Source organism: Rhodanobacter sp. OR92, from assembly GCF_000427545.1.
GTDB classification, from domain to species: domain Bacteria; phylum Pseudomonadota; class Gammaproteobacteria; order Xanthomonadales; family Rhodanobacteraceae; genus Rhodanobacter; species Rhodanobacter denitrificans.
On the sequence record NZ_ATYF01000017.1, the window covers coordinates 1 to 22233 of the forward strand.

The 22233-nt window shown below is 69.2% G+C and carries 24 protein-coding genes; 17 read left to right on the plus strand and 7 right to left on the minus strand.

The annotated features are described in order from the left end of the window. The 7 genes from RHOOR92_RS18685 to RHOOR92_RS0110350 all read right to left on the minus strand — a co-directional run. Positions 1-239 (minus strand): transposase domain-containing protein (locus RHOOR92_RS18685; protein ID WP_037114954.1); only part of this gene is annotated, 239 nt, incomplete at its 3' end. Positions 240-318: 79 nt separating this feature from the next. Next, complete coding sequence (locus RHOOR92_RS0110325; RefSeq protein ID WP_027490190.1) at positions 319-900, minus strand: Slp family lipoprotein; 582 nt, start codon at positions 898-900, stop codon at positions 319-321. A gap of 48 nt (positions 901-948) precedes the next feature. Then, complete coding sequence (locus RHOOR92_RS0110330) at positions 949-2931, minus strand: DUF3488 and transglutaminase-like domain-containing protein (protein ID WP_027490191.1); 1983 nt, start codon at positions 2929-2931, stop codon at positions 949-951. Beyond that, positions 2928-3881 (minus strand): DUF58 domain-containing protein, encoded by a 954-nt coding sequence (locus RHOOR92_RS0110335; RefSeq protein WP_027490192.1) that lies wholly within the window; start codon positions 3879-3881, stop codon positions 2928-2930. Before RHOOR92_RS0110335 ends, RHOOR92_RS0110330 begins: the two co-directional genes overlap by 4 nt. Then, entirely contained in the window at positions 3881-4822 is a 942-nt protein-coding gene (locus RHOOR92_RS0110340) for an AAA family ATPase (RefSeq protein WP_027490193.1), read from the minus strand. The genes RHOOR92_RS0110335 and RHOOR92_RS0110340 overlap by 1 nt, the downstream gene beginning before the upstream one ends. Before the next feature lie 52 nt (positions 4823-4874). Beyond that, positions 4875-5471: a Maf family protein gene (locus tag RHOOR92_RS0110345; RefSeq protein ID WP_007513164.1), complete on the minus strand. Its 597-nt coding sequence runs from the start codon at positions 5469-5471 to the stop codon at positions 4875-4877. Further along, on the minus strand, positions 5468-5923 hold the full coding sequence (locus tag RHOOR92_RS0110350; protein WP_007513166.1) for a hypothetical protein: 456 nt from the start codon (positions 5921-5923) through the stop codon (positions 5468-5470). Before RHOOR92_RS0110350 ends, RHOOR92_RS0110345 begins: the two co-directional genes overlap by 4 nt. A 172-nt stretch (positions 5924-6095) precedes the next feature. On the opposite strand from RHOOR92_RS0110350, the gene RHOOR92_RS0110355 reads away from it, so the two are divergent. The 17 genes from RHOOR92_RS0110355 (at position 6096) to RHOOR92_RS0110440 (ending at position 22209) form a co-directional block, all read left to right on the plus strand. After that, a complete protein-coding gene (locus RHOOR92_RS0110355; protein ID WP_007513169.1) occupies positions 6096-6569 on the plus strand; it encodes a YceD family protein in 474 nt (157 codons plus the stop codon). Between the two features lie 85 nt (positions 6570-6654). Continuing rightward, positions 6655-6849: a 50S ribosomal protein L32 gene (gene rpmF / locus RHOOR92_RS0110360; protein WP_007513171.1), complete on the plus strand. Its 195-nt coding sequence runs from the start codon at positions 6655-6657 to the stop codon at positions 6847-6849. 161 nt (positions 6850-7010) lie between these two features. Beyond that, positions 7011-7985, plus strand: a complete 975-nt coding sequence (locus RHOOR92_RS0110365) for a beta-ketoacyl-ACP synthase III (protein WP_007513173.1) — start codon at positions 7011-7013, stop codon at positions 7983-7985. Between the two features lie 145 nt (positions 7986-8130). Continuing rightward, positions 8131-9078, plus strand: coding sequence for an ACP S-malonyltransferase (gene fabD / locus RHOOR92_RS0110370; protein WP_027490194.1), 948 nt, complete (start codon positions 8131-8133; stop codon positions 9076-9078). Between the two features lie 35 nt (positions 9079-9113). Continuing rightward, entirely contained in the window at positions 9114-9857 is a 744-nt protein-coding gene (gene fabG / locus RHOOR92_RS0110375; protein ID WP_027484032.1) for a 3-oxoacyl-ACP reductase FabG, read from the plus strand. Positions 9858-10053: 196 nt separating this feature from the next. After that, positions 10054-10293, plus strand: coding sequence for an acyl carrier protein (gene acpP, locus RHOOR92_RS0110380; RefSeq protein ID WP_007513179.1), 240 nt, complete (start codon positions 10054-10056; stop codon positions 10291-10293). 238 nt (positions 10294-10531) lie between these two features. Beyond that, a complete protein-coding gene (fabF, locus tag RHOOR92_RS0110390; RefSeq protein ID WP_007513180.1) occupies positions 10532-11770 on the plus strand; it encodes a beta-ketoacyl-ACP synthase II in 1239 nt (412 codons plus the stop codon). A gap of 14 nt (positions 11771-11784) precedes the next feature. Further along, on the plus strand, positions 11785-13134 hold the full coding sequence (locus tag RHOOR92_RS0110395) for an aminodeoxychorismate synthase component I (RefSeq protein WP_007513181.1): 1350 nt from the start codon (positions 11785-11787) through the stop codon (positions 13132-13134). Continuing rightward, positions 13131-13958, plus strand: a complete 828-nt coding sequence (gene pabC / locus RHOOR92_RS0110400; RefSeq protein WP_007513182.1) for an aminodeoxychorismate lyase — start codon at positions 13131-13133, stop codon at positions 13956-13958. Before RHOOR92_RS0110395 ends, pabC begins: the two co-directional genes overlap by 4 nt. Next, positions 13955-14992: an endolytic transglycosylase MltG gene (gene mltG / locus RHOOR92_RS0110405; RefSeq protein WP_007513183.1), complete on the plus strand. Its 1038-nt coding sequence runs from the start codon at positions 13955-13957 to the stop codon at positions 14990-14992. Before pabC ends, mltG begins: the two co-directional genes overlap by 4 nt. After that, positions 14989-15630, plus strand: coding sequence for a dTMP kinase (gene tmk, locus RHOOR92_RS0110410; RefSeq protein WP_007513184.1), 642 nt, complete (start codon positions 14989-14991; stop codon positions 15628-15630). Before mltG ends, tmk begins: the two co-directional genes overlap by 4 nt. Further along, positions 15627-16562: a DNA polymerase III subunit delta' gene (holB, locus tag RHOOR92_RS0110415; RefSeq protein ID WP_007513185.1), complete on the plus strand. Its 936-nt coding sequence runs from the start codon at positions 15627-15629 to the stop codon at positions 16560-16562. The genes tmk and holB overlap by 4 nt, the downstream gene beginning before the upstream one ends. After that, positions 16553-17545 carry a PIG-L family deacetylase gene (locus tag RHOOR92_RS0110420; RefSeq protein ID WP_027490195.1) on the plus strand — a complete coding sequence of 331 codons (993 nt, stop codon included), beginning with the start codon at positions 16553-16555 and terminating at the stop codon, positions 17543-17545. Before holB ends, RHOOR92_RS0110420 begins: the two co-directional genes overlap by 10 nt. A 174-nt stretch (positions 17546-17719) precedes the next feature. Beyond that, positions 17720-20563 carry an EAL domain-containing protein gene (locus RHOOR92_RS0110425; protein WP_007513188.1) on the plus strand — a complete coding sequence of 948 codons (2844 nt, stop codon included), beginning with the start codon at positions 17720-17722 and terminating at the stop codon, positions 20561-20563. A gap of 118 nt (positions 20564-20681) precedes the next feature. Continuing rightward, entirely contained in the window at positions 20682-21035 is a 354-nt protein-coding gene (locus RHOOR92_RS0110430) for a PilZ domain-containing protein (RefSeq protein WP_027484029.1), read from the plus strand. 269 nt (positions 21036-21304) lie between these two features. Further along, complete coding sequence (locus tag RHOOR92_RS0110435) at positions 21305-21661, plus strand: NADH-quinone oxidoreductase subunit A (protein WP_007513192.1); 357 nt, start codon at positions 21305-21307, stop codon at positions 21659-21661. Continuing rightward, a complete protein-coding gene (locus RHOOR92_RS0110440; RefSeq protein WP_007513194.1) occupies positions 21652-22209 on the plus strand; it encodes an NADH-quinone oxidoreductase subunit B in 558 nt (185 codons plus the stop codon). Before RHOOR92_RS0110435 ends, RHOOR92_RS0110440 begins: the two co-directional genes overlap by 10 nt. The last annotated feature ends 24 nt before the right edge of the window (positions 22210-22233 follow it).

Sequence of the window (22233 nt, forward strand, 5' to 3'; positions counted from 1 at the left end):
ATGTGCCAGATCGGTTCGTTGCGAAACAGCGCTAAGCCGATGACCAGCCAGATCAATCGCTCGGCCGGCAGACGTCGACGGCGCAGTGACGTCGTGCCAGTCGCTTGCAATGCTTGCTCGATCCAGGCGGCCGGAATGAGCTGGCTGAAACGATCAAACGCGTCGGGAGACAGATCGCCTACCGCATCAAAGTTGGCTTGCAGGGCTGAGATCAAAGCAAGAGGCTCATGGAAAACCATGAGCCTCTTGGGTCGTTCCGGCTTCGTCAATACCTTAACTGACTGGCATTAGGCTCGAAGCCGGCGTTTTCGTGTGAACTTACTTCTTCGGCGGAGGCGGCGGAGGCGGCCGCACCACGATCACGCGGGGCGGATAGTAACCGTAGGGATAACCACCCCAGTACGGGCCGAAGCCCGGACCCCAGAACGGGTCATAGAAGCCCGGCGGGTAATTGACGATGACTGGACGTTTCGGCCACAGGTAGACCACGTCAGCCTCGACGCGCGGGTAGGCGTAGTCGAACTCACCCACCTTCTGCGACACCGTGCCATGCAGCGTGCCGGTGACGGTCAGCTCGCGGCCGCGCACGAACACTTCCGGGTCGTAGAAGCCGTCGCGGCAGGCGACGAAGCGGCCCTGGTTCTCACCGCTGTTGCCGGTTTCCGGGCGTGCCTGGCTGTCCAGCGGGCGCGACAGCAGGTAGAAGCAGGTCTGCTGCGGGCCCGGTTCGGTCTTGATGATCTCGCCGCCCCAGCGCACCCGGGTGCCACCCGCGCCGCCTTGCTGGGCGCTGGTGGTGGAAACGTCGGTATAGGTGCCTTCCAGCGGTTTCGGAATCGTCGCACACCCAGCCAGCAGGGCGAGTGCGGCAGCGAGGGTCAATGGGCGATGCAGGGACATGATGATCTCTCCATACGGGGGTGACGGCCTGCGCCGTCGTGTCGGCTCTTATTTGACCACGTTGACGATACGGAAATCCCGCACCGCGCGCTGGAACGCGCGCAATGGTTCAGTCGGCGGTTCGTCATGGGCATAACGCAGTTCCAGGTAACTCCTCATCAGGCTTGCCAGTTCGTCGCGTTGACCCGGCAGCGCACGGCCGGCGCGGCTCAGGTAATGCTGCGGACCTTCGGCTGGGCGGCGCGCCATGCCCTTGTGTGCCAGCTTCCGCTCCAGCTCGCGCAGCGCGCCGCGCAACGGGTCGCGCGGCTGCCGCCGCAACAATGCCCACGCCAGCCCGATCGCGATGAACAGCACGCTGCTGATCGCCAGCAGCACGCCGAGCGTCGCCGTGTCGGCATCGCGGATGCCGAACGGCGTCAGCAGGCCGCGCTGGCGCAGCGCATCGAAGCCGATAACGCCCTGGTCCCACCAGCGGTTGACGATGTCCCAGCGATTGCGCAGGCCCTGCAGCCAGTCGTTGCGGTACCAGGACAACTGGTCGCCGGCGGCTGCGGCCGCGCCCAACGAAACGCGCTCCGGGCGCACCGCGCCGGTGGGGTCGACGCGCACCCAGCCGCGTCCGGCCAGCCACACCTCGCTCCACGCATGTGCGTCGGAATAGCGCACCAGCAGGTAGTCGCCGAGCTTGTTCCAGTAGCCGCCCTGGTAGCCGGTGACCACCCGCGCCGGGATGCCGGCGGCGCGCATCAGCACGGTGAACGCCGACGAGTAGTGCTCGCAGAAACCCTCGTGGGTGTCGAACAGGAAGTCGTCCACCGAGTCGCGCCCCAGCGGCGCCGGCGCCAGCGTGTAGCGGAAGCCGCCGTCGTGGAACAGATCCAGCGCGGCCTGCACGATCGCGGCGTCGTCGCTGCCGTAGCGCTGCCGCCATTGCGCGGCCAGTGCGTGCGTGCGCGGGTTGAAATCCGCCGGCAGGTGCAGGCCGAGCCGGCGCGAGCGCTCGTCCAGATCGGGTTGCAGCCGGTAGCGCACTGCCGAGCGCGCGGCGTAGTCGAGCGGGTCGTTGACCGGCTTGTCGGCCATCACCTCGTGGTCGGCTTGCAGGGTGGCCTGCGCCGGCGCCTGCAGCGGCACGTCCAGCATCGGCAGCACGCGGCGCCGGGTCGGCTGCAGGTTGATCCGGTAGCGGATCGAGGCGGCCGCCTCCAGCGGCGCCGGTGGCTGCGGCGGGGCGTAGCGCGGGTCGAGCCGGCGCCAGCTGCGGCCGTCAAAATTCCACATCACGTAGGCGCGGAAATAGCGCCGGTCCGGCGCCGGCGGCGCGCCGTCGAAACTGACCCGCATCGCCGGATGGTCGTCGGTGAGCAGGTCGGTGAAATTGCCCGGCGTCATGCTGTCGCCGAGGCCGGTGCGCGCCTGGTCCTGCGCGGGGGCGCCCCACAGCGGCGAGCTCAGCCGCGGCACCAGCAGGAAGGCCAGCAGGGCCAGCGGCAGCGCCGCGGTGGTCAGCGCCAGCGCCGGCAGCAAGGCCCGCGGCAGGCCGGGCGTCGGTAGCTGCCCGGGTTCCAGCGCGCGCAAAGTGGCCAGCGCCGGCGGCAGGCCCAGCGCGACCACCACGGTGGCAACCAGCCCCTGGTCGAACAGCAGCGCGGTCATCAGCGCGAAGCAGGCGAAGCTGATGCCCACGCGTACGTCGCGCGCGGCCTCGGTTTCCAGCAGCTTCAGGACCAGCAGGCCGACCGCCAGCGCCGCCCCGGGTTCGCGGCCGAAGATGTTGCCGTACTGCACGATCACCGCCAGCGTCAGCAGGACCAGCAACGGCAGCTTGAGCCAGCGCGGCACCCGGCCGGCCTGACGCCGCCGCTGCCACCAGCGCCAGCCGAGGATCAGCGCCAGTGCGATGCCGAGCCACCACGGCAGGTGCGGCGAGTGCAGGCCCAGCACCAGGGCCATGGTCAGGCTGAGCAGGTCGAACGCGCGGGTGTCGATCGGCCGCTCGCTCGGCGGCCGGGGTGGGCGTGGCGTCATGGCAGCTGCGCCAGCGCGTTCATGCAGCGCGCGTAGTGCAGCGGCCCGCTGCCGCCGGGAATCTCGTGGCCGGGCAGCCACAGGCTGTAGTGGCGGCGCTGGGCCTGGGCCTCGTTGAGCCAGCGCGCCAACCGGGCGATGCGCGCCTCGTGGTCCAGTCCGCCCAGCTGGCGCCAGTCGAGTTGCCATTGTGGATGGCTTTGCGGTTGTTCGAAGTCCTTCACCAGCAGGTTCTCGTGGCGGGCGCTGGCCTTCCAGGCGATGTGCCGCTGCGGGTCGCCGGCGCGGTAGTCGCGTAGTGCAGCCAGTTCGTCACCGCGGTGCAGGCGCAGGTGGCGGGCGTCGTCGGCGCGGGCCTGCGGCGGCGGCCCGGCGGCTTCCCCGCGCGGCCACACCAGCACGGGCTGCTCGGGGTGCAGCCAGCTCCATGCGCGGAACAGGCCCAGTGGCCAGGTGCTCCACACCCGCAGGCGCGGCAGCGGCTGCCAGCCGCGCCGTTCAGTGGGCAAGGCCAGCTTCACCAGGGTGCTGGCGTGGCCATCGAGCGCGAACGCCACGGTGCTGTCGCCGAGATCGACGCGGATCGCGTTGCGCGGACGCCGGGAGTCGAACGTAAGGGTGAGTTCGAGCGACTGGCCGGCGACCGCATGGCCGGCGCGGATGTGGCCCAGGCGCAAACCGTCGAGGCTGCGGAACGCCACCAGCATGCTGGCCGCGCTGGCCGCGCCGAGCAGGCAGGTGAGCAGCAGACCGGCGTTGTTCGCGTAGTTCAGCGCGCCGACCAGCATCACCAGCAGCAGCATGGAGAAGCCGAGGCCGAAGCCGGTCGGCACGATGTAGATGCGCCGCCGGTGCAGTTCGATCGGCAGGCTCCCCGGGCGACGGTAGCGGGTGAGTGCGGGCAGCCGGCACTCGGCCCGTCGCAGCAGCCGCTGCAGCAGGTCGCGCATCAGTCCACCGCCACCTCGGCCAGCAGCTGCCGTGCCAGCGTGTCGCCGTTGGCGCCGCGCGTCGGCAGCAGGCGATGCGCGGTCAGCGGCACGAACAGCGCCTGGATGTCTTCCGGCAGCACGTGGCCGCGGCCGCTGAGCAGCGCCCACGCGCGCGCCGCGGCGAGCAGGGCCAGGCCGGCGCGCGGCGACAGGCCCACGCGGATGTCGGCGTGGCGCCGGCTGGCGGCGAGCAGGGCCTGCAGGTAGTCGAGCAGGGCGGTGCTGGCGGTGATCGCCTGCGCCTGCCGGTGCAGCGCCAGCAACGCCGCGCCGTCGAGTTGCGGCATCAACTGGGCCAGCAGGTCACGGCGGTCGCTGCCGGTGAGCAGGGCGCGCTCGGCGGTGGCATCCGGGTAGTCCAGCGACAGCCGCAGCATGAAGCGGTCGAGCTGCGAGTCGGGCAGCGGGAAGGTGCCGTTGAGATCCAGCGGATTCTGCGTGGCCACCACGAAGAACGGCTGCGCCAGCGCATGCGTCTGGCCGTCCACGGTGACCTGGCCTTCGGCCATTGCTTCCAGCAGCGCGCTCTGCGTCTTCGGGCTGGCGCGGTTGATCTCGTCGGCCAGCAGCAGGCCGGTAAAGATCGGGCCGGGGTGGAAGCGGAACTGGCCGGTCTCGCGCTCGTACACGCTGACCCCGATGATGTCCGAGGGCAGCAGGTCGCTGGTGAACTGCACGCGCTGGAACTCCAGCGCGAAGGTGGCCGCCAGCGCGTGCGCCAGGGTGGTCTTGCCCACGCCGGGCACGTCTTCCAGCAGCAGGTGGCCGCCGGCGATCAGGCAGGTGAAGGCGAGCTTCACCTGGCGCGGCTTGCCCAGCAGCACGCGGTTGACCTGGGCCATCGCCGCGTCCAGTCGCTGTTGCAGGGATTCGTCGTGGGGCTGGGTCAATGCGGACATGAAGCTCCGTTCCTTGCGAAGGCGGGGGGCTGGAGGCAGTGTAGCGGTCGCTTCAGGGCAACTCGACGCCCGCCGCGCGCAGCAGTTGCGCCAGCGCGATCAGCGGCAGGCCGATCAGCGCGCTGGGGTCGCGGTTGTCGATCGCCTTGAACAGGCTGATGCCGAGGCCCTCGCACTTGAAGCTCCCGGCGCAGTCCAGCGGCTGTTCGCGTTCGACGTAGCGGGCGATCGCCGCCGCGTCCAGTTCGCGGAAGTGCACGCGGGTGTGGTCGACATGGGTGTGCCGGCGGCCGTCGCGGGTATCGAGCAGGCACAGTGCGGTATGGAAATGTACCTCGCGGCCGGAGCTGGCGGCGAGCTGGGTGCGGGCGCGTTCGGCGCTGCCGGGCTTGTCGAGGACCACGCCGTCGAGCTCGGCGACCTGGTCGGAGCCGATCACCAGCGCGTCCGGGTAGTCCCGCGCGACCGCCGCGGCTTTGGCGATCGCCAGGCGCAGGGCGCGAGCCGCGGGAGGCTCGTCCGGCAGCGGGGTCTCGTCGGTGCCGGGTGCGGCCTGTTCGAAATCCGGGAGCAGCCGGCGCAGCAGTTCAGCGCGGTAGTGCGAGGTCGACCCCAGCACGATGCGGGGCGTGGAGCGGGGCGCGATCATGTGTCCGATTCGCGCCGGAGGTGTTCGCGCATCGCGCTGTCGAGGTCGGTCTGGGCCTGGTCGAGGGCCTTCAGCAGCGGCTGCAGGCGGTCGCGGGTGCTGCGCATCGAGGCGGCGGCCTCGTCCAGCTCATGCTGGCTGGCGCGCGGGGAGCGGTCGCGAATCCACAGGCGCTGCTGCAGCAGCGCGCGCAGGCCGGCGTCGATCGCATGCTGCGCATCCTGTTCGCTGGCGGCCGGCAGATCGGGGTTGAGCGACATCACCGCATGAGCCTGCCGCAGGCCGCTGCGGCAGGTCTTCAGGTCGGTTTCCAGCCGGTCGGCGAGGTCGAGCAGGGTCTTGAGGCTGCTGCCGCGCCGTGTCTGGCGCCGACGCAGTAGCAGCGCCGCGGCCACCAAGGCAATCAGCAGCGCCAGCAATACGGCGGCACCGAGCGTCAGATAGGAGTTCAAGGGCGAGGGCTCGGGCGAGGGGATGTTCAGTCTGCCCCATCGGGGCCGGATCAGGCAAAATCGGCGGCGGAGGGAATGGGATGAGGCCGTGTCGGTTGACTTCGCGCCGCTTCGAACCTAACATTTCGCGATTATGTCCGTGACACTGCCAGAGTCCGTGGACGCTTGGCGCATGGTCTCGGCGCGGCGTTCGTTCGAAGGAACGCTACCCATCGCGACCCTGTCCCGCCTGTGCGGGGTGTTGGCGGGCCCCGATGGACTGCTGCAGTACGAGCTGGATTTCGGTCGTGACGAGTTGGGCATCAGCTACGTCGACGTTCGCGTGCGGGCATCGCTGGCGCTGGTCTGCCAACGCACGCTGGAGCCGTTCATGCTGCCGGTCGCGGTGGATACGCGGCTCGGCCTGATCCGCCAGGAACGCGACGAGGCTGGCTTGCCGCCGGATTGCGAGCCGCTGCTGGTGGCCGAGGATGGCCGGCTGAATCCGGCGGATGTGATAGAAGACGAATTGCTGCTGGCACTGCCGCTGGTCCCGGTCAACCCGGACAGCAACCTGCCCGACGACATGACAGGCCACGAGCCGGATCCTGCCGGCGAGGGGCGTGCCGAAAGTCCGTTCGCGGTGTTGCGCGAACTGAAGAAGTAACCGCCGGCCCGAGTCATCCGACCCGGGTCATGACGCAACCGATCATCCCAAGTTTCAATCATCAAGTTTCAGCTGGAGAACTACCATGGCCGTTGCCAAGAGCCGCCGTACCCCGTCCACCCGTGGCATGCGTCGTGCGCACGACGCGCTGAAGACCGTGCAGCTGTCCACTGATCCGACCAGCGGCGAGGTGCATCAGCGTCACCACGTCACCAAGGACGGCTACTACCGCGGCAAGAAGGTGATCGAGACCAAGGGCGCGGTGTCGGTCGAGGATTGATCGGTTTTCCGGACCCCGCGGGGTTCCCGGATTCCGGTCAGGCGAGACGGCGCGGCAACGCGCCGTTTTGCGTTGATGGATACCTCCGTATGTCGCATCGGGCGGTTGCGTTGGCGCTGCCCAAGGCGTTCAATCCTGCGTTTACGTTGATGGACAGCTGAATGGCCCAGATCTATTCCCGCATCATCGCCACCGGCAGTGCACTGCCGGAGCGCGTGGTAACCAACGCCGATCTGGAAAAGATCGTCGACACCAGTGACGAATGGATCCGCACCCGTACCGGCATCCGCCAGCGGCACATCGCGGCCGAGGGCGAGACCACCGGCGACCTGGCTTTTCGTGCCGCGCAGCAGGCGCTGGAGACGGCCGGCGTCAAGGCGTCCGAACTCGACCTGATCGTGCTCGGCACGACCACGCCGGACATCATCTTCCCGTCCACCGCCTGCCTGGTGCAGCATCGCCTCGGTGCGAACGGCTGCGCCGCGTTCGACGTCAACGCGGCCTGCTCGGGCTTCGTCTACGCGCTCGGCGTGGCCGACAAGTTCATCAAGAGCGGACAGTCGAAGAAGGCGCTGGTGATCGGCGCCGAGACGCTGACCCGGATGGTCGACTGGAACGAGCGCGAGACCTGCGTGCTGTTCGGCGATGGCGCCGGCGCGGTGGTGCTGGAAGCCTCCAGCGAACCGGGCATCTACGCCACCTGCCTGCATGCCGACGGCGGCTACAAGGAACTGCTGTACAACCCGGTCGGCGTGTCGGCCGGCTTCAAGGACGAGCCGGGCCACGGCGTGCGCATCCGCATGGCCGGCCGCGAGGTGTTCAAGGTTGCGGTGAAGACGCTCGACTCGCTGGTCGGCGAGACCCTGCAGGCCGCCGGCATGGACGAGTCGCAGGTGGACTGGCTGATTCCGCATCAGGCCAACCTGCGCATCATCGAGGCGACTGCAAAGCGGCTGAACATGTCGATGGAGCGCGTCATCGTGACGGTCGACAAGCACGCCAACACCTCGTCTGGCTCGGTGCCACTGGCGCTGGACTATGCGGTGCGCTCGGGCAAGGCGCAGCGTGGCCAGAACCTGCTGCTGGAGGCGTTCGGCGGCGGCTTCACCTGGGCCTCGGCGCTGCTGCGCTACTGAGCCACCGCCGTTTCGAGTCGTCCTCCACGATGCCGCCCGCCCGGGCGGCATCGTGTTTTGCATCGCGAAAAACATTGAATACAGCTGCGTATGGGCGGCAATGCTGGCACCATGGCGGTTTTCGTCGACGGGGTCCGCCCATCTCATGAGTTCCGTTTCCGCTTCGCTCGCTTTCGTTTTCCCCGGCCAGGGTTCGCAGTCGGTCGGCATGCTGGCCGAGCTGGACGCGGCGCATGCCGAGGTGCGCGCCACGTTCGAGGAAGCCTCGCAGGGCGCCGGCATCGATCTGTGGAAGCTGAGCGCGCACGGCCCGGAAGATCAGCTCAACCGCACCGAGCACACCCAGCCGGCGCTGCTGGCCGCCAGTGTGGCGGTATGGCACGTGTGGCAGAAGCTGGGCGGCGCGCAGCCGGCGCAGTTGTCCGGCCACAGCCTGGGCGAGTACAGCGCGCTGGTCTGCGCCGGCGCGTTGTCGCTGCACGACGCGGCAGCGCTGGTGGCCGAGCGTGGTCGGCTGATGCAGGCCGCGGTGCCGGCCGGCACGGGCGCGATGGCGGCAATCCTGGGCGGCGACGACGCGCAGATCGCGCAGGTGTGCGAAGACGCGGCGCAGGGCCAGGTGGTGGCGCCGGCCAACTTCAATTCGCCGGGTCAACTGGTGATCGCCGGCAACGCCGAGGCAGTCGACCGCGCGCTGGCCCGGCTGGCCGAACTGGGCGTGAAGAAGGCGATCAGGCTGGCCGTGTCGGTGCCCTCGCACTGCATGCTGATGCGCGGAGCCGCCGACCGGCTGGGCGAGCGGATGGCCGCGATCGACTGGCAGTTGCCGTCGATCCCGGTGATCCAGAACGCCGAGGCTAAAAGTTACGCCACGCTGGACGGGATCCGCGGCGCGCTGCAGCGCCAGCTGTATCTGCCGGTGCGCTGGACCGAATGTGTGCAGGCGCTGGCCGTCGGCGGCGCCGCACGCATCGCCGAGTGCGGCCCGGGCAAGGTGCTTGCCGGCCTGATCAAGCGCATCGACAAGAGCATCGAGGCGCGCGCGATCGGCGCTCCGGCCGAACTCGACGCCGCCCGCGCCGAATGGGCGTGAGCCCCGATTTTCCGATTCCCGAAGGAACGCTTCCCATGAGCAAACCACTGCAAGGCGAAATCGCGCTGGTCACCGGCGCCAGCCGCGGCATCGGCGCGGCGATCGCGGACGAACTGGCGGCGCTGGGTGCCACCGTGATCGGCACCGCCACCAGCGAAGGTGGCGCCGCCGCGATCGGCGTGCGGCTGGCCGCGCGCGGCGGCCACGGCCGCGTGCTGAACGTCACCGACGGCGCCGCGGTCGAGGGGCTGATCGACGGTATCGCGAAGGAATTTGGCGCGGTCTCGATCCTGGTCAACAACGCCGGCATCACCCGCGACCAGTTGCTGCTGCGGATGAAGGACGAGGACTGGCAGACGATCCTCGACACCAACCTCACCTCGGTCTACCGCACTTCCAAGGCGGTGCTGCGCGGCATGATGAAGGCGCGCAAGGGCCGCATCATCTCGATCGCCTCGGTGATCGGGCTCACCGGCAATCCGGGGCAGTCCAACTACGCCGCGGCGAAGGCCGGCATCATCGCGTTCTCCAAGTCACTGGCGCGCGAGATCGGCAGCCGCGGGATCACCGTCAACGTGGTGGCGCCCGGCTTCATCGACACCGACATGACCCGCGCGCTGCCGGAGGAGTCGAAGCAGGCGCTGCTCGGCCAGATCGCGCTGGGCCGGCTCGGCGAGGCGGTGGACATCGCCAAGGCGGTGGGTTTCCTGGCCTCGCCGGCGGCCGCCTACATCACCGGGGAAACCCTGCACGTCAATGGCGGCATGTACATGCCGTAGCAACGGGAGACGCGGTTGTCGCCAGCGGCTTCGTTTTAGGCGACAATCGCGTTTTCGCGCCGGTCACGGGAGGCTCGCCTCCTCGTCACCGGCCAATCGTGGCGGCCACGCGGTTTAGCCACTACAATGCGCCGGCCTTTCGCGGGCCTCGCGCCGGCACAGACAATCAATTACTCCCTTGAGAGGTATGGGCAACATGAGCACCATCGAAGAGCGCGTCAAGAAAATCGTCGTCGAGCAGCTCGGCGTGAAGGAAGATGAAGTCACGGCGAACGCTTCGTTCGTGGACGATCTGGGCGCAGATTCGCTGGACACGGTGGAGCTGGTGATGGCGCTCGAGGAAGAATTCGAGACCGAGATTCCCGACGAGGACGCCGAAAAGATCACCACCGTGCAGCAGGCCGTCGATTACATCAAGGCCCACTCCAAGGATTGATCGCCACGGAATTGATCGCCGCCGATCGGCCGGCCTGCCTCGCGCAGGTCGATCTGCCTTTGCGGCGGCACCGAACGCTGCGCCATCTTGGCGCAGTTTTCGTTTCTGCAATTTGCAACGTCCGACCCCGTATGGTGAGCGGGATGCCCGCCAGGCACGACCGGACGACGTCTCCGCTCCCCGCGCGGGACGGCTGCCGGCAGCGGCAGATCCACGCAATCACGTAAGGAACATCAGCATGAGCAAGCGACGTGTGGTAGTGACCGGCATGGGCATCATCTCGCCGGTCGGCAACGACATCGCCAGCGCCTGGGATCGTGTGCTCAAGGGCGCCAGCGGCATCGGCCCGGTCACCCACTTCGATACCTCCGCTTATTCCACGCGCATCGCCGGCCAGGTCAGCGGCTTCGATCCGGCCGAGTGGATGCCGCTCAAGGACGTCAAGAAGATGGACCCGTTCATCCACTACGGCGTGGCGGCGGGCACCCAGGCCCTGCGTGATTCCGGGCTGGAAGTGACCGAGGCCAACGCGCCGCGCATCGGCGTGGCGGTCGGCGCCGGCATCGGCGGCCTGTACACGATCGAAGCCACCACGCTGGAGCTGGCGGCGAAGGGTCCGCGCCGGGTCTCGCCGTTCTACGTGCCCAGCTCGATCATCAACATGGTCTCGGGCCAGCTCTCCATCATGTTCGGCCTGAAAGGCCCGAACATCGCCTGCGTCACCGCCTGCACCACCGGCGCGCACAACATCGGCCTGGCCGCGCGGATGATCCAGTACGGCGATGCCGACGCGATGATCGCCGGCGGCGCCGAGTTCGCCACCACCGGCACCGCGATGGCCGGCTTCTGCTCGGCCAAGGCGATGTCCACCCGCAATGACGAGCCGACCCGGGCCAGCCGCCCGTGGGACAAGGACCGCGACGGCTTCGTGCTGTCCGACGGCGCCGGCGTGCTGATGCTGGAGGAGTACGAGCACGCCAAGGCCCGCGGCGCGCGCATCTACGCCGAGCTGGTCGGCTTCGGCATGAGTGGCGACGCGTTCCACATGACCGCGCCGAGCGAGGGCGGCGAAGGCGCAGCACGCTGCATCCAGACCGCGTTGAACGATGCCGGCCTCAATCCGGCCGACGTGCAGTACGTCAATGCGCACGGCACCTCCACGCCACTGGGCGACCTGGGCGAGGTGATGGCGGCGAAGAAGGTGTTCGGCGACCACGCGTACAAGCTGGCGATGAGCTCGACCAAGTCCACCACTGGCCACCTGCTCGGTGCGGCCGGCGGCGTCGAGGCGATCTTCAGCATCCTGGCGCTGCGCGACCAGGTGCTGCCGCCGACGATCAACCTGGACGAGCCCGGCGAAGGCTGCGACCTCGACTTCGTGCCGAACACCGCGCGCGAGGCAAAGGTCGAGGTGGCGATCTCCAACTCGTTCGGTTTCGGCGGCACCAACGGTACGCTGGCGTTCCGTCGCGTCTGACCGATCGATCGGGCGTGACCTGCCATCGCCGTATCCTGGACGGCCGGCGCGACCTGCTCGCGCCGGCCGCTGCATGTCCCGGGCGCTATCCCTGTCTGCTGGAAAGCGTGGTGCATGGCACCGCGCAGTCGCGCCACGACATCCTGTTCGCGTTCCCGCGCGAGCGAATGAGCCTGCATGCCGACGGCGGCCTGCGCGATGATGCAGGTGTGGTGCGCGAAGGGCGCTTCCTCGATGCGCTGGACGCTGCCTGGCAGGCCGAGCGATTGCCGCCGGAAAGCGACGGGTTGCCGTTCCACGGCGGCTGGGTGCTGTTGCTGGCCTACGAACTGGCCGGCGAGATCGAGCCGACACTGAAACTGCGACCGCCGTCGACGCTGCCGCTGGCACTGGCGGTGCGCTGTCCGGCCGCGGTGATCGTCGATCATGTGCGCAATTGCACGATCCTGGTCGCCGAGGCCGGCTGCGAACATCTGCTCGATGCGCTGGAAGCCGATCTCGCGGCCGTACCGTCGATGCCGCCGCTGCCGGCATTGCGCGACTGGGACGAAGACGCGCGGCAGCAGTTCCTCGACGGCGTGGTGCGCATCCACGAACACCTGCATGCCGGCGACATCTTCCAGGTGAACCTGTCACGTGCCTGGCGCGCGCATTTTGCACAGCCGCCCGTGCCGGCCTCGCTGTACGCGGTGCTGCGCCGGGCCAACCCGGCGCCGTTCGCCGGCCTGCTGCAACAGCCGGGTTGGGCGGTGGCGAGTTCCTCGCCGGAACGGCTGGTCGAGGTGCGCGGTGGCGTGGCGCAGACCCGGCCGATCGCCGGCACGCGTCCCCGGTTGCCCGGCGACGACGACACGGCGCGCATCCGCGAGCTGAGCGCGCATCCCAAGGAACGCGCCGAGCACGTGATGCTGATCGACCTGGAGCGCAACGACCTCGGCCGCGTCTGCGTGCCAGGTACGGTCGAGGTCGACGAGCTGATGGCGGTGGAGAGTTACGCCCACGTTCACCACATCGTCTCCAATGTACGCGGGCGCCTGCGCGCCGGGGTGACGCCGGGTGAGGTGATCGCCGCCACGTTTCCCGGCGGCACCATCACCGGCTGTCCGAAGGTGCGCTGCATGGAAATCATTGCCGCGCTGGAAGACGCGCCGCGTGGCGCTTACACCGGCGCGCTGGGTTATCTCGACCGCAACGGTGAGCTCGACTTGAACATCCTGATCCGCACCCTGACCCTGGCCGGCGATGAAGTGAGCCTGCGCGCCGGTGCCGGCATCGTGGCCGATTCGGTCGCCACCAGCGAACTGGACGAGACCCGCGCCAAGGCGCGCGGACTGCTGCGTGCGCTGGGAGTGCCGGACTCATGACGGCGCGCATGCGGGTCAACGGCGTGGCGACGGCACAGGTATCGGCGCTGGATCGCGGCCTGGCCTATGGCGACGGCCTGTTCGAGAGCATCCGTTTCGTCGATGCGATCGCGCCACTGTGGCCGCGGCACATGCAGCGGCTGGCCGAAGGCTGCGCGCGCCTGCGCATCCCGGCGCCCGATCCGGCGCAGCTGTGGCGCGAGGCGCTGGAAGTCAGTCGCGACATGCCGGCCGCGGTACTGCGCATCACCGTTACCCGCGGCCCGGGCGAACGCGGCTACGCCCTGCCAGCCGCGCCGCAACCGACGCGAGTGGTCGCCGCGTTCGCGCCGCCGCCGGTCGCCGCCGAGGTCTATGCGCAAGGCGTGCGCATGCGCGTGTGCAGCATCCGCCTGGCGGAGCAGCCGCTGCTGGCCGGCATCAAGCACCTGAACCGGCTGGAGCAGGTGCTCGCACGCGCCGAATGGAACGATCCGGCGATTGCCGAAGGTCTGTTGCTCGATAGCCACGGGCGGGTGATTTCGGCGACCATGGCCAATCTGTTCGCGCTGGTCGACGGCCAATGGCTGACCCCGGCGCTGGACCGTTGCGGCGTGGCCGGGGTGGCGCGCGCCGAGGTGCTGGCAGCCTGTCCGCAGGTGCGGGTCGGCGAGCTGGCGCTGGATACGTTGCTGGGTGCCGGCGAGGTGTTCCTGAGTTCGAGCGTGCGCGGCATTGTGCCGGTGCGTTCGCTGGATGGCCGCAGCTATGCGCCGGGGACGACGACCCGCCGCTTGCAGCAGCATTGGCGTGACCTGGGGTTTTCGATGGAGCAGGGCGGATGAGCGACCAACCGGTGCGCAGGCGCGCATGGCCACGGCGACTGTTGCTGATCATGCTGCTGGCGGTGGCCGGCGTGCTGGTCTACGGCTGGAACGACTACGCCCGCTTCGGCAGCGCGCCGCTAAACGTGGCGGCGCAGGGCGACAGCATCGACGTCGGCCGCGGCAGCAGCTTCAAGGCCATCGTCGTCGAATTGCGCCAGCGCGGATTCAGCACCGCCAACCCGTGGTATTGGCGCCTGCTGGCCGAGCAGATGCACGTGGCCGGCAAGCTGCATGCAGGCGAATACGCGCTGGAACCCGGCATCACCCCACGCCAGCTGCTGGCGAACATGGCCGCCGGCCGGGTGTTGCAGCGCAATTTCACCATCGTCGACGGCTGGACCTTCGCCGAACTGCGCCAGGCGCTGGCCAGGGCCGAGAAGTTGAACCACGACAGCGCCGCGCTGGACGATGCCGCGATCATGCGGAAGATCGGCGCCGGCGGCGAAGCGCCGGAAGGCCGTTTCCTGCCCGAGACCTACGCCTACGTGAAGGGCGACGGCGACCTGGACATCCTCAGGCGCGCGCATGCCGCAATGGCGAAGACGCTCGATGAACTGTGGGCGGGACGCGCGCAGGGCTTGCCGCTGGCCTCGCCGTACGAGGCGCTGATCCTGGCTTCGATCGTGGAGAAGGAAACCGGCCGACCGAACGAGCGCGCACAGATCGCCGGCGTGTTCGTGCGGCGCCTGCAGAACCACATGCTGCTGCAGACCGACCCCAGCGTGATCTACGGCATGGGCGCGAGCTACGCCGGCAACATCCGCAAGAGCGATCTCACCGCGGACACGCCGTACAACACTTATACCCGCGCCGGCCTGCCACCGACGCCGATCGCGTTGCCGGGCAGGCCGGCGCTGGCGGCCGCCTTGCACCCGGCCGCCGGCGATGCGCTGTACTTCGTGGCGCGTGGCGACGGCGGCCACGTGTTCGCCCGCACGCTGGAGGAACACAATCGCAACGTCGACTGCTACCAGCGGAAGCGTTGCCGATGACGGCCCCGCGCGGGAAATTCATCAGCCTCGAAGGCGGCGAGGGCGCCGGCAAGAGCACCTTGCTGGCCGGCCTGCGCGAGCACATCGAACGGCACGGTATCGCGCTGGTGCAGACGCGCGAGCCCGGCGGCACCGCCGTGGGCGAAGCGGTACGCGCGATCGTGCTCGATCCGGCCCAGCGCGGGCTGACCGCCGAGACCGAACTGCTGCTGATGTTCGCCTCGCGCGCACAGCTGGTGCGCGAGCTGATCGAACCAGCCCTGGCCGCCGGGCAATGGGTGCTGTGCGACCGTTTTGCCGATGCCAGCTACGCCTACCAGGGTGGCGGCCGCGGCCAGCCGGTGGAACGCATCGCGGAGCTGGAGAGTTGGGCCTGCGCCGGGGTGAAACCCGACCTGACCCTGCTGCTCGACCTGCCGGTGGCGACCGGCCGTGCGCGCGCCGCCGGCCGCGGCGACGCGGACCGCATCGAGGTCGAGGCCGATGCGTTCTTCGAACGGGTGCGCGCGAGTTATCGCGAACGCGCCGCGGCCGAGCCGCAGCGTTTCCGGGTGATCGACGCCAGCCAGTCGCCTGCTGCCGTCCTGCGCGCCGCGACGCAGGCGCTGGCGGCACTGCTTGGAGAAGCGCAGGCATGAACGGATTGCCCTGGCATGCCGAACACTGGACGCGGCTGCAGGCGCGCCGCCAGCGCGATGCGCTGCCGCACGCCTTGCTGCTGTGCGGTGCCGCCGGCCTGGGCAAGCGCGCGTTCGCGCAGCGCTTCGTGCAGGGCCTGCTGTGCGCCGAACCGGTGGACGGCGACGCCTGCGGACACTGCCGCAGCTGCCTGCTGCTGAACGCCGGCTCGCACCCGGACGTCGTGACGCTCGGCTTCGGGCTGCGCAAGGACGGCGTGCAGCGCAGCGAGATCGTGGTCGACCAGATCCGCGAGCTGTCGGCGCGGCTGGCCATGGCCAGCCAGTTCGGCGGCTGGCAGGTGGCGCTCATCGACCCCGCCGACGCGATGAATCCCGCCGCCGCCAATGCGCTGCTGAAGACACTGGAGGAGCCGGCCGCGCAGACCATGCTGATCCTGCTGGCCGATGCGCCGTGGCGTCTGCCGCAGACCATTCGCAGCCGCTGCCAGCGGATCGAGTTCCAGCTGCCCGTCACCGCCGACGCGCTGGCCTGGCTGCAGGCGGAAGGCGCGCGCGATGCGGCGGGTGCGCTTGCCGCGGCTGGCGGCAATCCCGGCCTGGCCAAGGCCTGGGCCGGGGAAGGCGCGCTGGAGCGGCGGCAGGAAGTTCGCCGGGATCTGGCCGCGCTGGCCGCCGGCCGCGGCCAGCCGACCGAAGTGGTCAGGCGCTGGCTGGACAGTGAACCGGCACAGCGACTGTGGTTTGCCGCCCAGGCCGCTGCCGACGAGATCAAGGCGCGCTCGGCGCAAGGCGCGGGGCCGCTGGCCAGCGCGATGGACGTCGAGGCGCTCGGTCACTGGTACGACGCGGCCAATCGCACCCGCGAGGGTCTGCGCGGCCCGTTGCGCGCCGACCTGCTGCTGCTGGAACTGCTGGCGCAGTGGCGGTGAGCAGAACCGGCGCCTGCGCACCGTCGGCCGCGGCGAACGGATTGCCGGCATTTTCCGCGCAGACCCGCTTGCTGGTGGTGGCGCCGCATCCGGATGACGAGACCCTCGCGACCGGGCTGCTGATCCAGCAGGTGCGGGCGGCCGGCGGCGCGGTGCGGATCCTGTTGCTGACCGAAGGCGACAACAACCCGTGGCCGCAGCGCTGGCTGGAACGGCGTGTGCGTATCGACCGCGCCGACCGGCTGCGCTGGGGGCACCGTCGCCACGCGGAGATGCTGCAGGCGCTGGCGTGCCTGGGCATGCCGGCGTCGGCGTTGCAGTCGCTGGGCTGGCCGGATCTCGGCCTCACCGACCAACTGCTGCAGTCGTGCGGCGCCTCGGTATCGGCGCTGGTGGCGGCGATCGGCCAGTTCGGCCCCAGCCTAGTGGTGGCACCGGCGCTGGCCGACCGCCACCCCGATCACGCCGCGGCGCATGTGCTGACACGGCTGGCGCTGGCGGAACAGGCCGATCCGCCGCCATTGTTGAATTATCTGGTGCATGGTCGCGGCGGCGACGGCAAGGTTGTCGAGATCCACGGCACGGCGCAGCAGTCGGCGGGCAAGCGCGCGGCGCTGGCCGCACATCGCAGCCAGATGGCGCTGAGCGGCAGGNGNCNGCTGCGCCTGGCCGCCCGCCCCGAGTGCCATGCCGGGTTGCCGACGCTGCTGCCCGCGTTGCCTTGGCAACCACCCCGCTGGCTGCGGCCGTGGCTGCGGCTCAGCGTGGTTGGTGCGGCCGGCGCGCGCAGCTGGCGCTGGCGTGATGCCCCGTTGCGGTGCGACCGCAGCGGCAGCTTCCGCCTGGCGGTGCCGGCGGGGATCGGCACGGGGCCGTGTTTCGTGCGCCTGGCGCTGACCGTGCGGTCGCCCTGGATTTTCGACCACTGGGGCTGGTGCGAACTGTCCGGCTGTGCCGATCCGGCTCTTGCGCAGGCGGTTTGACCGGGCTAGTTTCGCGCCGGGGGGACTGGGTGCGGCACGGGCCGTCGCCGTGTTTCGTTCGGCAATCGCCCGAGCGCATCCACACTGATCGACGACTCGTCCGAATCAAGGCAGCAGCGGCTGAATCCGCCTATCTGGCTGGCCACGGGAATGCATACACCGGATCAGAACGCGATGCAGATCGACGCCGTCGCGATGGCCACGCCCAGCGAGAGCTTCTACGCCGCGCTGTCCGAGATCGGCCAGTTGCTGATGCGCTCGCTGGAGCCGCCGATGCTGTACGAGGCGGTGATCGAGGTACTCGAACGGCGAATCGGTGCGCGGCTGGTGATGGTCGGCGAACTGCAGGGCGGCCAGTGGCGACGCATCGCGCCGGCGCGGACGGCGCCGGGCGTGGCCGACGTCTACCCCGAGCGCCTGCCGTTCGCGCTGGCACGGCCGGCGTTCTGGCGGGGCGAGCCGCAGTTGGAGTCGGACGTCCGCCAGCTCGAGGGCCTGGAGGCGCTGCGTCCGGCCTATGTGCGCCATGGTGTACGCGCCGTGGCGGCCGTACCGGTGCTGAAATTCGGCGAGGTCTGCGCGGCGCTGGTGATAAGAGCCGGGGACGCCGATTTTTTCTCGGCGCCGATGATCGAGCTGCTGCGGCAGGCAGCGGCGAGCATCGGGCTGGGGCTGGAGGCTTGCGAGCAGCGCGCGCGGTTGCTGCAGTCGGTGCGGGACGAGGCGCGCCAGCGCCGCGTGCTGCGGCTGTTCAGCGAGATGGTCAAGCTGGTTACGCACAGCGCGGACGAGCCGTCGCTGCTGGCGGGTGCCTGCCGTGTGGCGCGAGGCATCGGCGGCTACCGTGCGGCCTGGATCGGCCTGTGCGAGGAGGGCGATCCGGCGGCCTTGCGCGTACGGGCACAGGAAGGCCTGGCAGATGATGTGACGGGTGCCCGTTTCGTCCCGGCCGAGCATGCGCACGCCGGCGATGCCGTGGCGCGTGCGCTGTCCACCGGCGAGGCGCAGGTCGGCCACGCGGCGGGAGCGGACCGGCCGGAGTGGGCGCCCGGGGAGGGACCCTCCGGCATGCGCACGCTGCTGGCGTTGCCGCTGCGGACGGGCGGAGCGGTGGTGGGCTGCTTCGTCATCGGCGCGGACGAGGTCGATGCCTTCGGCGCGATCGAGATCCGGGTCTTTGCGGAGATGGCGGTCGAGCTGGGGCTGGGCATCCAGATGCAGAACGCCCAGGCGGCCCGGCTGGCGGCAGAGCGGGATCTGCGCTTCGGCCTGCAGTACTTCCGCACCATCCTGTCCCGACAGCACGCCGGCATCGTGGTGATGTCCGAAGACCGTCGGGTGAGCTTTGCCAACGAGGCGTTCTGCACGCTGTTCGGTCTGGCCGAGACGCCGGCGGAACTGGAAGGCCTGCCGGCGGAAGCGTTCTACGAGCGCCTGCGGCAGGCCTGCGCCGACCCCGAGCGCGAGTGGCGCCGGATCCAGGAGATCCTGGCCCGGGACGAGCCGGTCGAGGGCGACGAGGTGGTGATGAAGGACGGACGCACCTTCCTGCGCGATTTCACCCCGATCCGGATCGATGGCGTGCTGCAGGGGCGGCTGTGGCACCAGCGCGACGTCACCGGGCAGAAGATGCACGAGGCGCGGGTCGAGCGGCTGGCCTTCTACGACGTGGTCACCGGCCTGCCGAACCGGCGGCTGCTGTTCGATCTGCTGGAGCAGGCGCGCGCGCGGGCCACGGAGCAGGGCGCGCTGCTGGCGGTCGGCGTGCTCGATCTGGACCGCTTCAAGAGCGTCAACGACACGATCGGCCACGGCGGCGGCGACTGCGTGCTGGCGGAAGCCTCGGCGCGGATTCTGGGCATGCTGCGCGAGGCCGACGTGCTGGCCCGTTTCGGCGGCGACGAATTCGCGCTGGTGATCGCCGGCCTGGACAGCCGCGAACAGCTCGACGTGATCAGTCGCTGCATCCTGCAGGCGCTGCGGGCGCCGTTCAACCTGATGGGCGAGCAACTGTACCTGTCCGCCAGCGTGGGCTGGACGCTGTTCCCGCTGGACGCGTCGGATGCGGAGGGCCTGGTGCGGCACGCGGACCTGGCGATGTACGCGGCGAAGGAAGAGGGCAAGGACCGCGGTTCGCTCTACGAGCCAGCGATGGAGCTGGAGCAACTGCGACTGCAGGCGATGCGCGAGCGGATCGCCCAGGCCTTGCAGCGGTCGCACCTGCAACTGCTGTTTCAGCCGATCGTGTACATCGACGGTTTGCCGGGGTTGCACGGCGTGGCCGGGATGGAGGCGCTGCTGCGCCTGGGTGACACCGACGAACTGATCGAACCGGCAAAGTTCATGCATGTGCTGGACGATCCGCAGCTGGCCCGGCCGATCGGCCGCTACGTGCTGGACGAGGCGCTGCGCTGCTGCCAGTCGTGGATGCGTGCGGGCATCTCGATCCCGGTCTCGATCAACATCAGCACTCGCCACCTGCTGCACCCGGCGTTCTTCATCGACATCGACGCGGTGCTGGAGAATTACCCGGGCGTGATGGACGTCGGTTTCGGCATCGAGGTGACCGAAACCGGCCCGTCGATGGATCATGCGCGCGCCAAGGTCGTCATCGAGGAGTGCCGCCGGCGCGGCATCCGTGTCGGCCTGGACGATTTCGGCACCGGCAGCGCCTCGCTGAGCCACATCCAGAAGCTCGACATCGAGCACATCAAGCTCGACCAGAGTTTCGTGCGCGACATCCTCGACGACGAGCGCAACATGGCGATCGCGGCCGGGGTGATCACCACCGCGCGCATGCTGGCCAAGACAGTGATCGCCGAGGGCGTCGAGACGGCGGAGCAGGGCGACCTGCTGGCTTCGCTGGGCTGCCATCAGTTGCAGGGTTTCTCGATCTCCCGGCCGATGCCGGCCGAGGCGGTGCCGGCGTGGGTCGCCGGCTGGGTGCCGCCGGCATCGTGGGGCAGCCTGGTCAGCGAGCGCCAGTCGCTGCTGGCCAGTCAGACGGACGGGGCCTGAACGTGTTGCGCGTCATGGCTGCAGCAGGGCGGATGCCGCAGCAGTGGTGCGGGCGGATCACAACATCTAAGATCCGGCTCATCGATCGGGCGATCTGCACGTCCGGCAGGAGCCAAGCATGAAACCCATGACGGCCCGGCAGGGCATCATTTCGCTGAAAATCAAGGATGCGGCCTCGCTGTACAACGCCTACATGCCGTTCCTCAAGCATGGCGGGCTGTTTGCGGCGACGTCGCAGTCCTATGCGCTGGGCGACGAGGTCGTGCTGTTGGTGACGCTGGCCGAGGAGACCGAGCGCCTGTCGGTGGTCGGCAAGGTGGTCTGGATCAGTCCGGTTGGGGCACAGGGCAACCGCACCGCCGGCATCGGCATCCATTTCAACGAGTCGGGCGATGCCGAGGCGGCCCGCAGCCGGATCGAGAACATCCTTGCCGGTACGCTCAACTCCGAGCGCCCCACCCACACCATGTGATGCGGTGTCACGCAGACATCACCCGATCGCGGCGTCAATTCGCACCCGAGCGGCGGTCAAGGCTTGTTGTGCTCCTGCGCACTGATACAATGGCGAGATTCGCGAATTCACCTCGCGAAACGTCGGACGCGCGCGGCTACCTGGCCTGCGGGCGGGGTTTGCAGCCCATGGCCATGCCGGCCTGCCGAATCGAAATCGCCGGACCGCGGGTTGCCCATCCCGATTCCCACGGTCACTGATGCGCCATTGGCGCGGAGGTAGGTTGCATCATGCTTGCCGAATACTGGCCCGTCCTGTTGTTCATCGGCGTCGCTGCCGGGCTTGGCCTGGTGCTGCTGGCCATCGGCCTGCTGGCCGGTCCGCGCCGCCCCGAGGCCGAGAAGCTCTCGCCCTACGAGTGCGGCTTCGAGGCGTTCGAGGACGCCCGCATGCGCTTCGACGTGCGTTATTACCTGCTCGCCATCCTGTTCATCATCTTCGATTTGGAAATCGCCTTCCTGTTTCCGTGGGCCGTGGTGTTCCAGCAGATCGGCATGGTTGCGCTGATCGAGATGGCGCTGTTCCTGCTGCTGCTGGTCGTCGGTTTCGCCTACGTGTGGAAGAAGGGAGCACTCGAATGGGAGTGATGGATTCCGTCAGCCGGGTGATGCACAACCCGGAACCGCTGAACCTGGTCGACGACATCCTGCGGCCAGCCGGCGACAACCCGGTCGTGCAACGCGGTTTCGCCACCACCAGCATCGACGCGCTGATGAACTGGGCACGCACCGGCTCGATGTGGCCGATGACCTTCGGCCTGGCCTGCTGCGCGGTGGAGATGATGCACGCCGGCATGTCGCGGCTGGACCTGGACCGCTACGGCGTGATCTTCCGACCCAGCCCGCGCCAGTCCGACGTGATGATCGTGGCCGGTACCCTGGTCAACAAGATGGCCCCGGCGCTGCGCAAGGTCTACGACCAGATGCCCGAGCCGAAATGGGTGATCTCGATGGGCAGCTGCGCCAACGGCGGCGGCTACTACCACTATTCCTACTCGGTGGTGCGCGGCTGCGACCGCATTGTGCCGGTGGACATCTACGTGCCGGGCTGCCCGCCCACGGCCGAAGCGCTGATCCACGGCATCCTGCAGTTGCAGAAGAAGATTCGCCGCACCAGCACCATCGCGCGCTCTTAATGGCACGTTTCTGAAGGCGCAGTC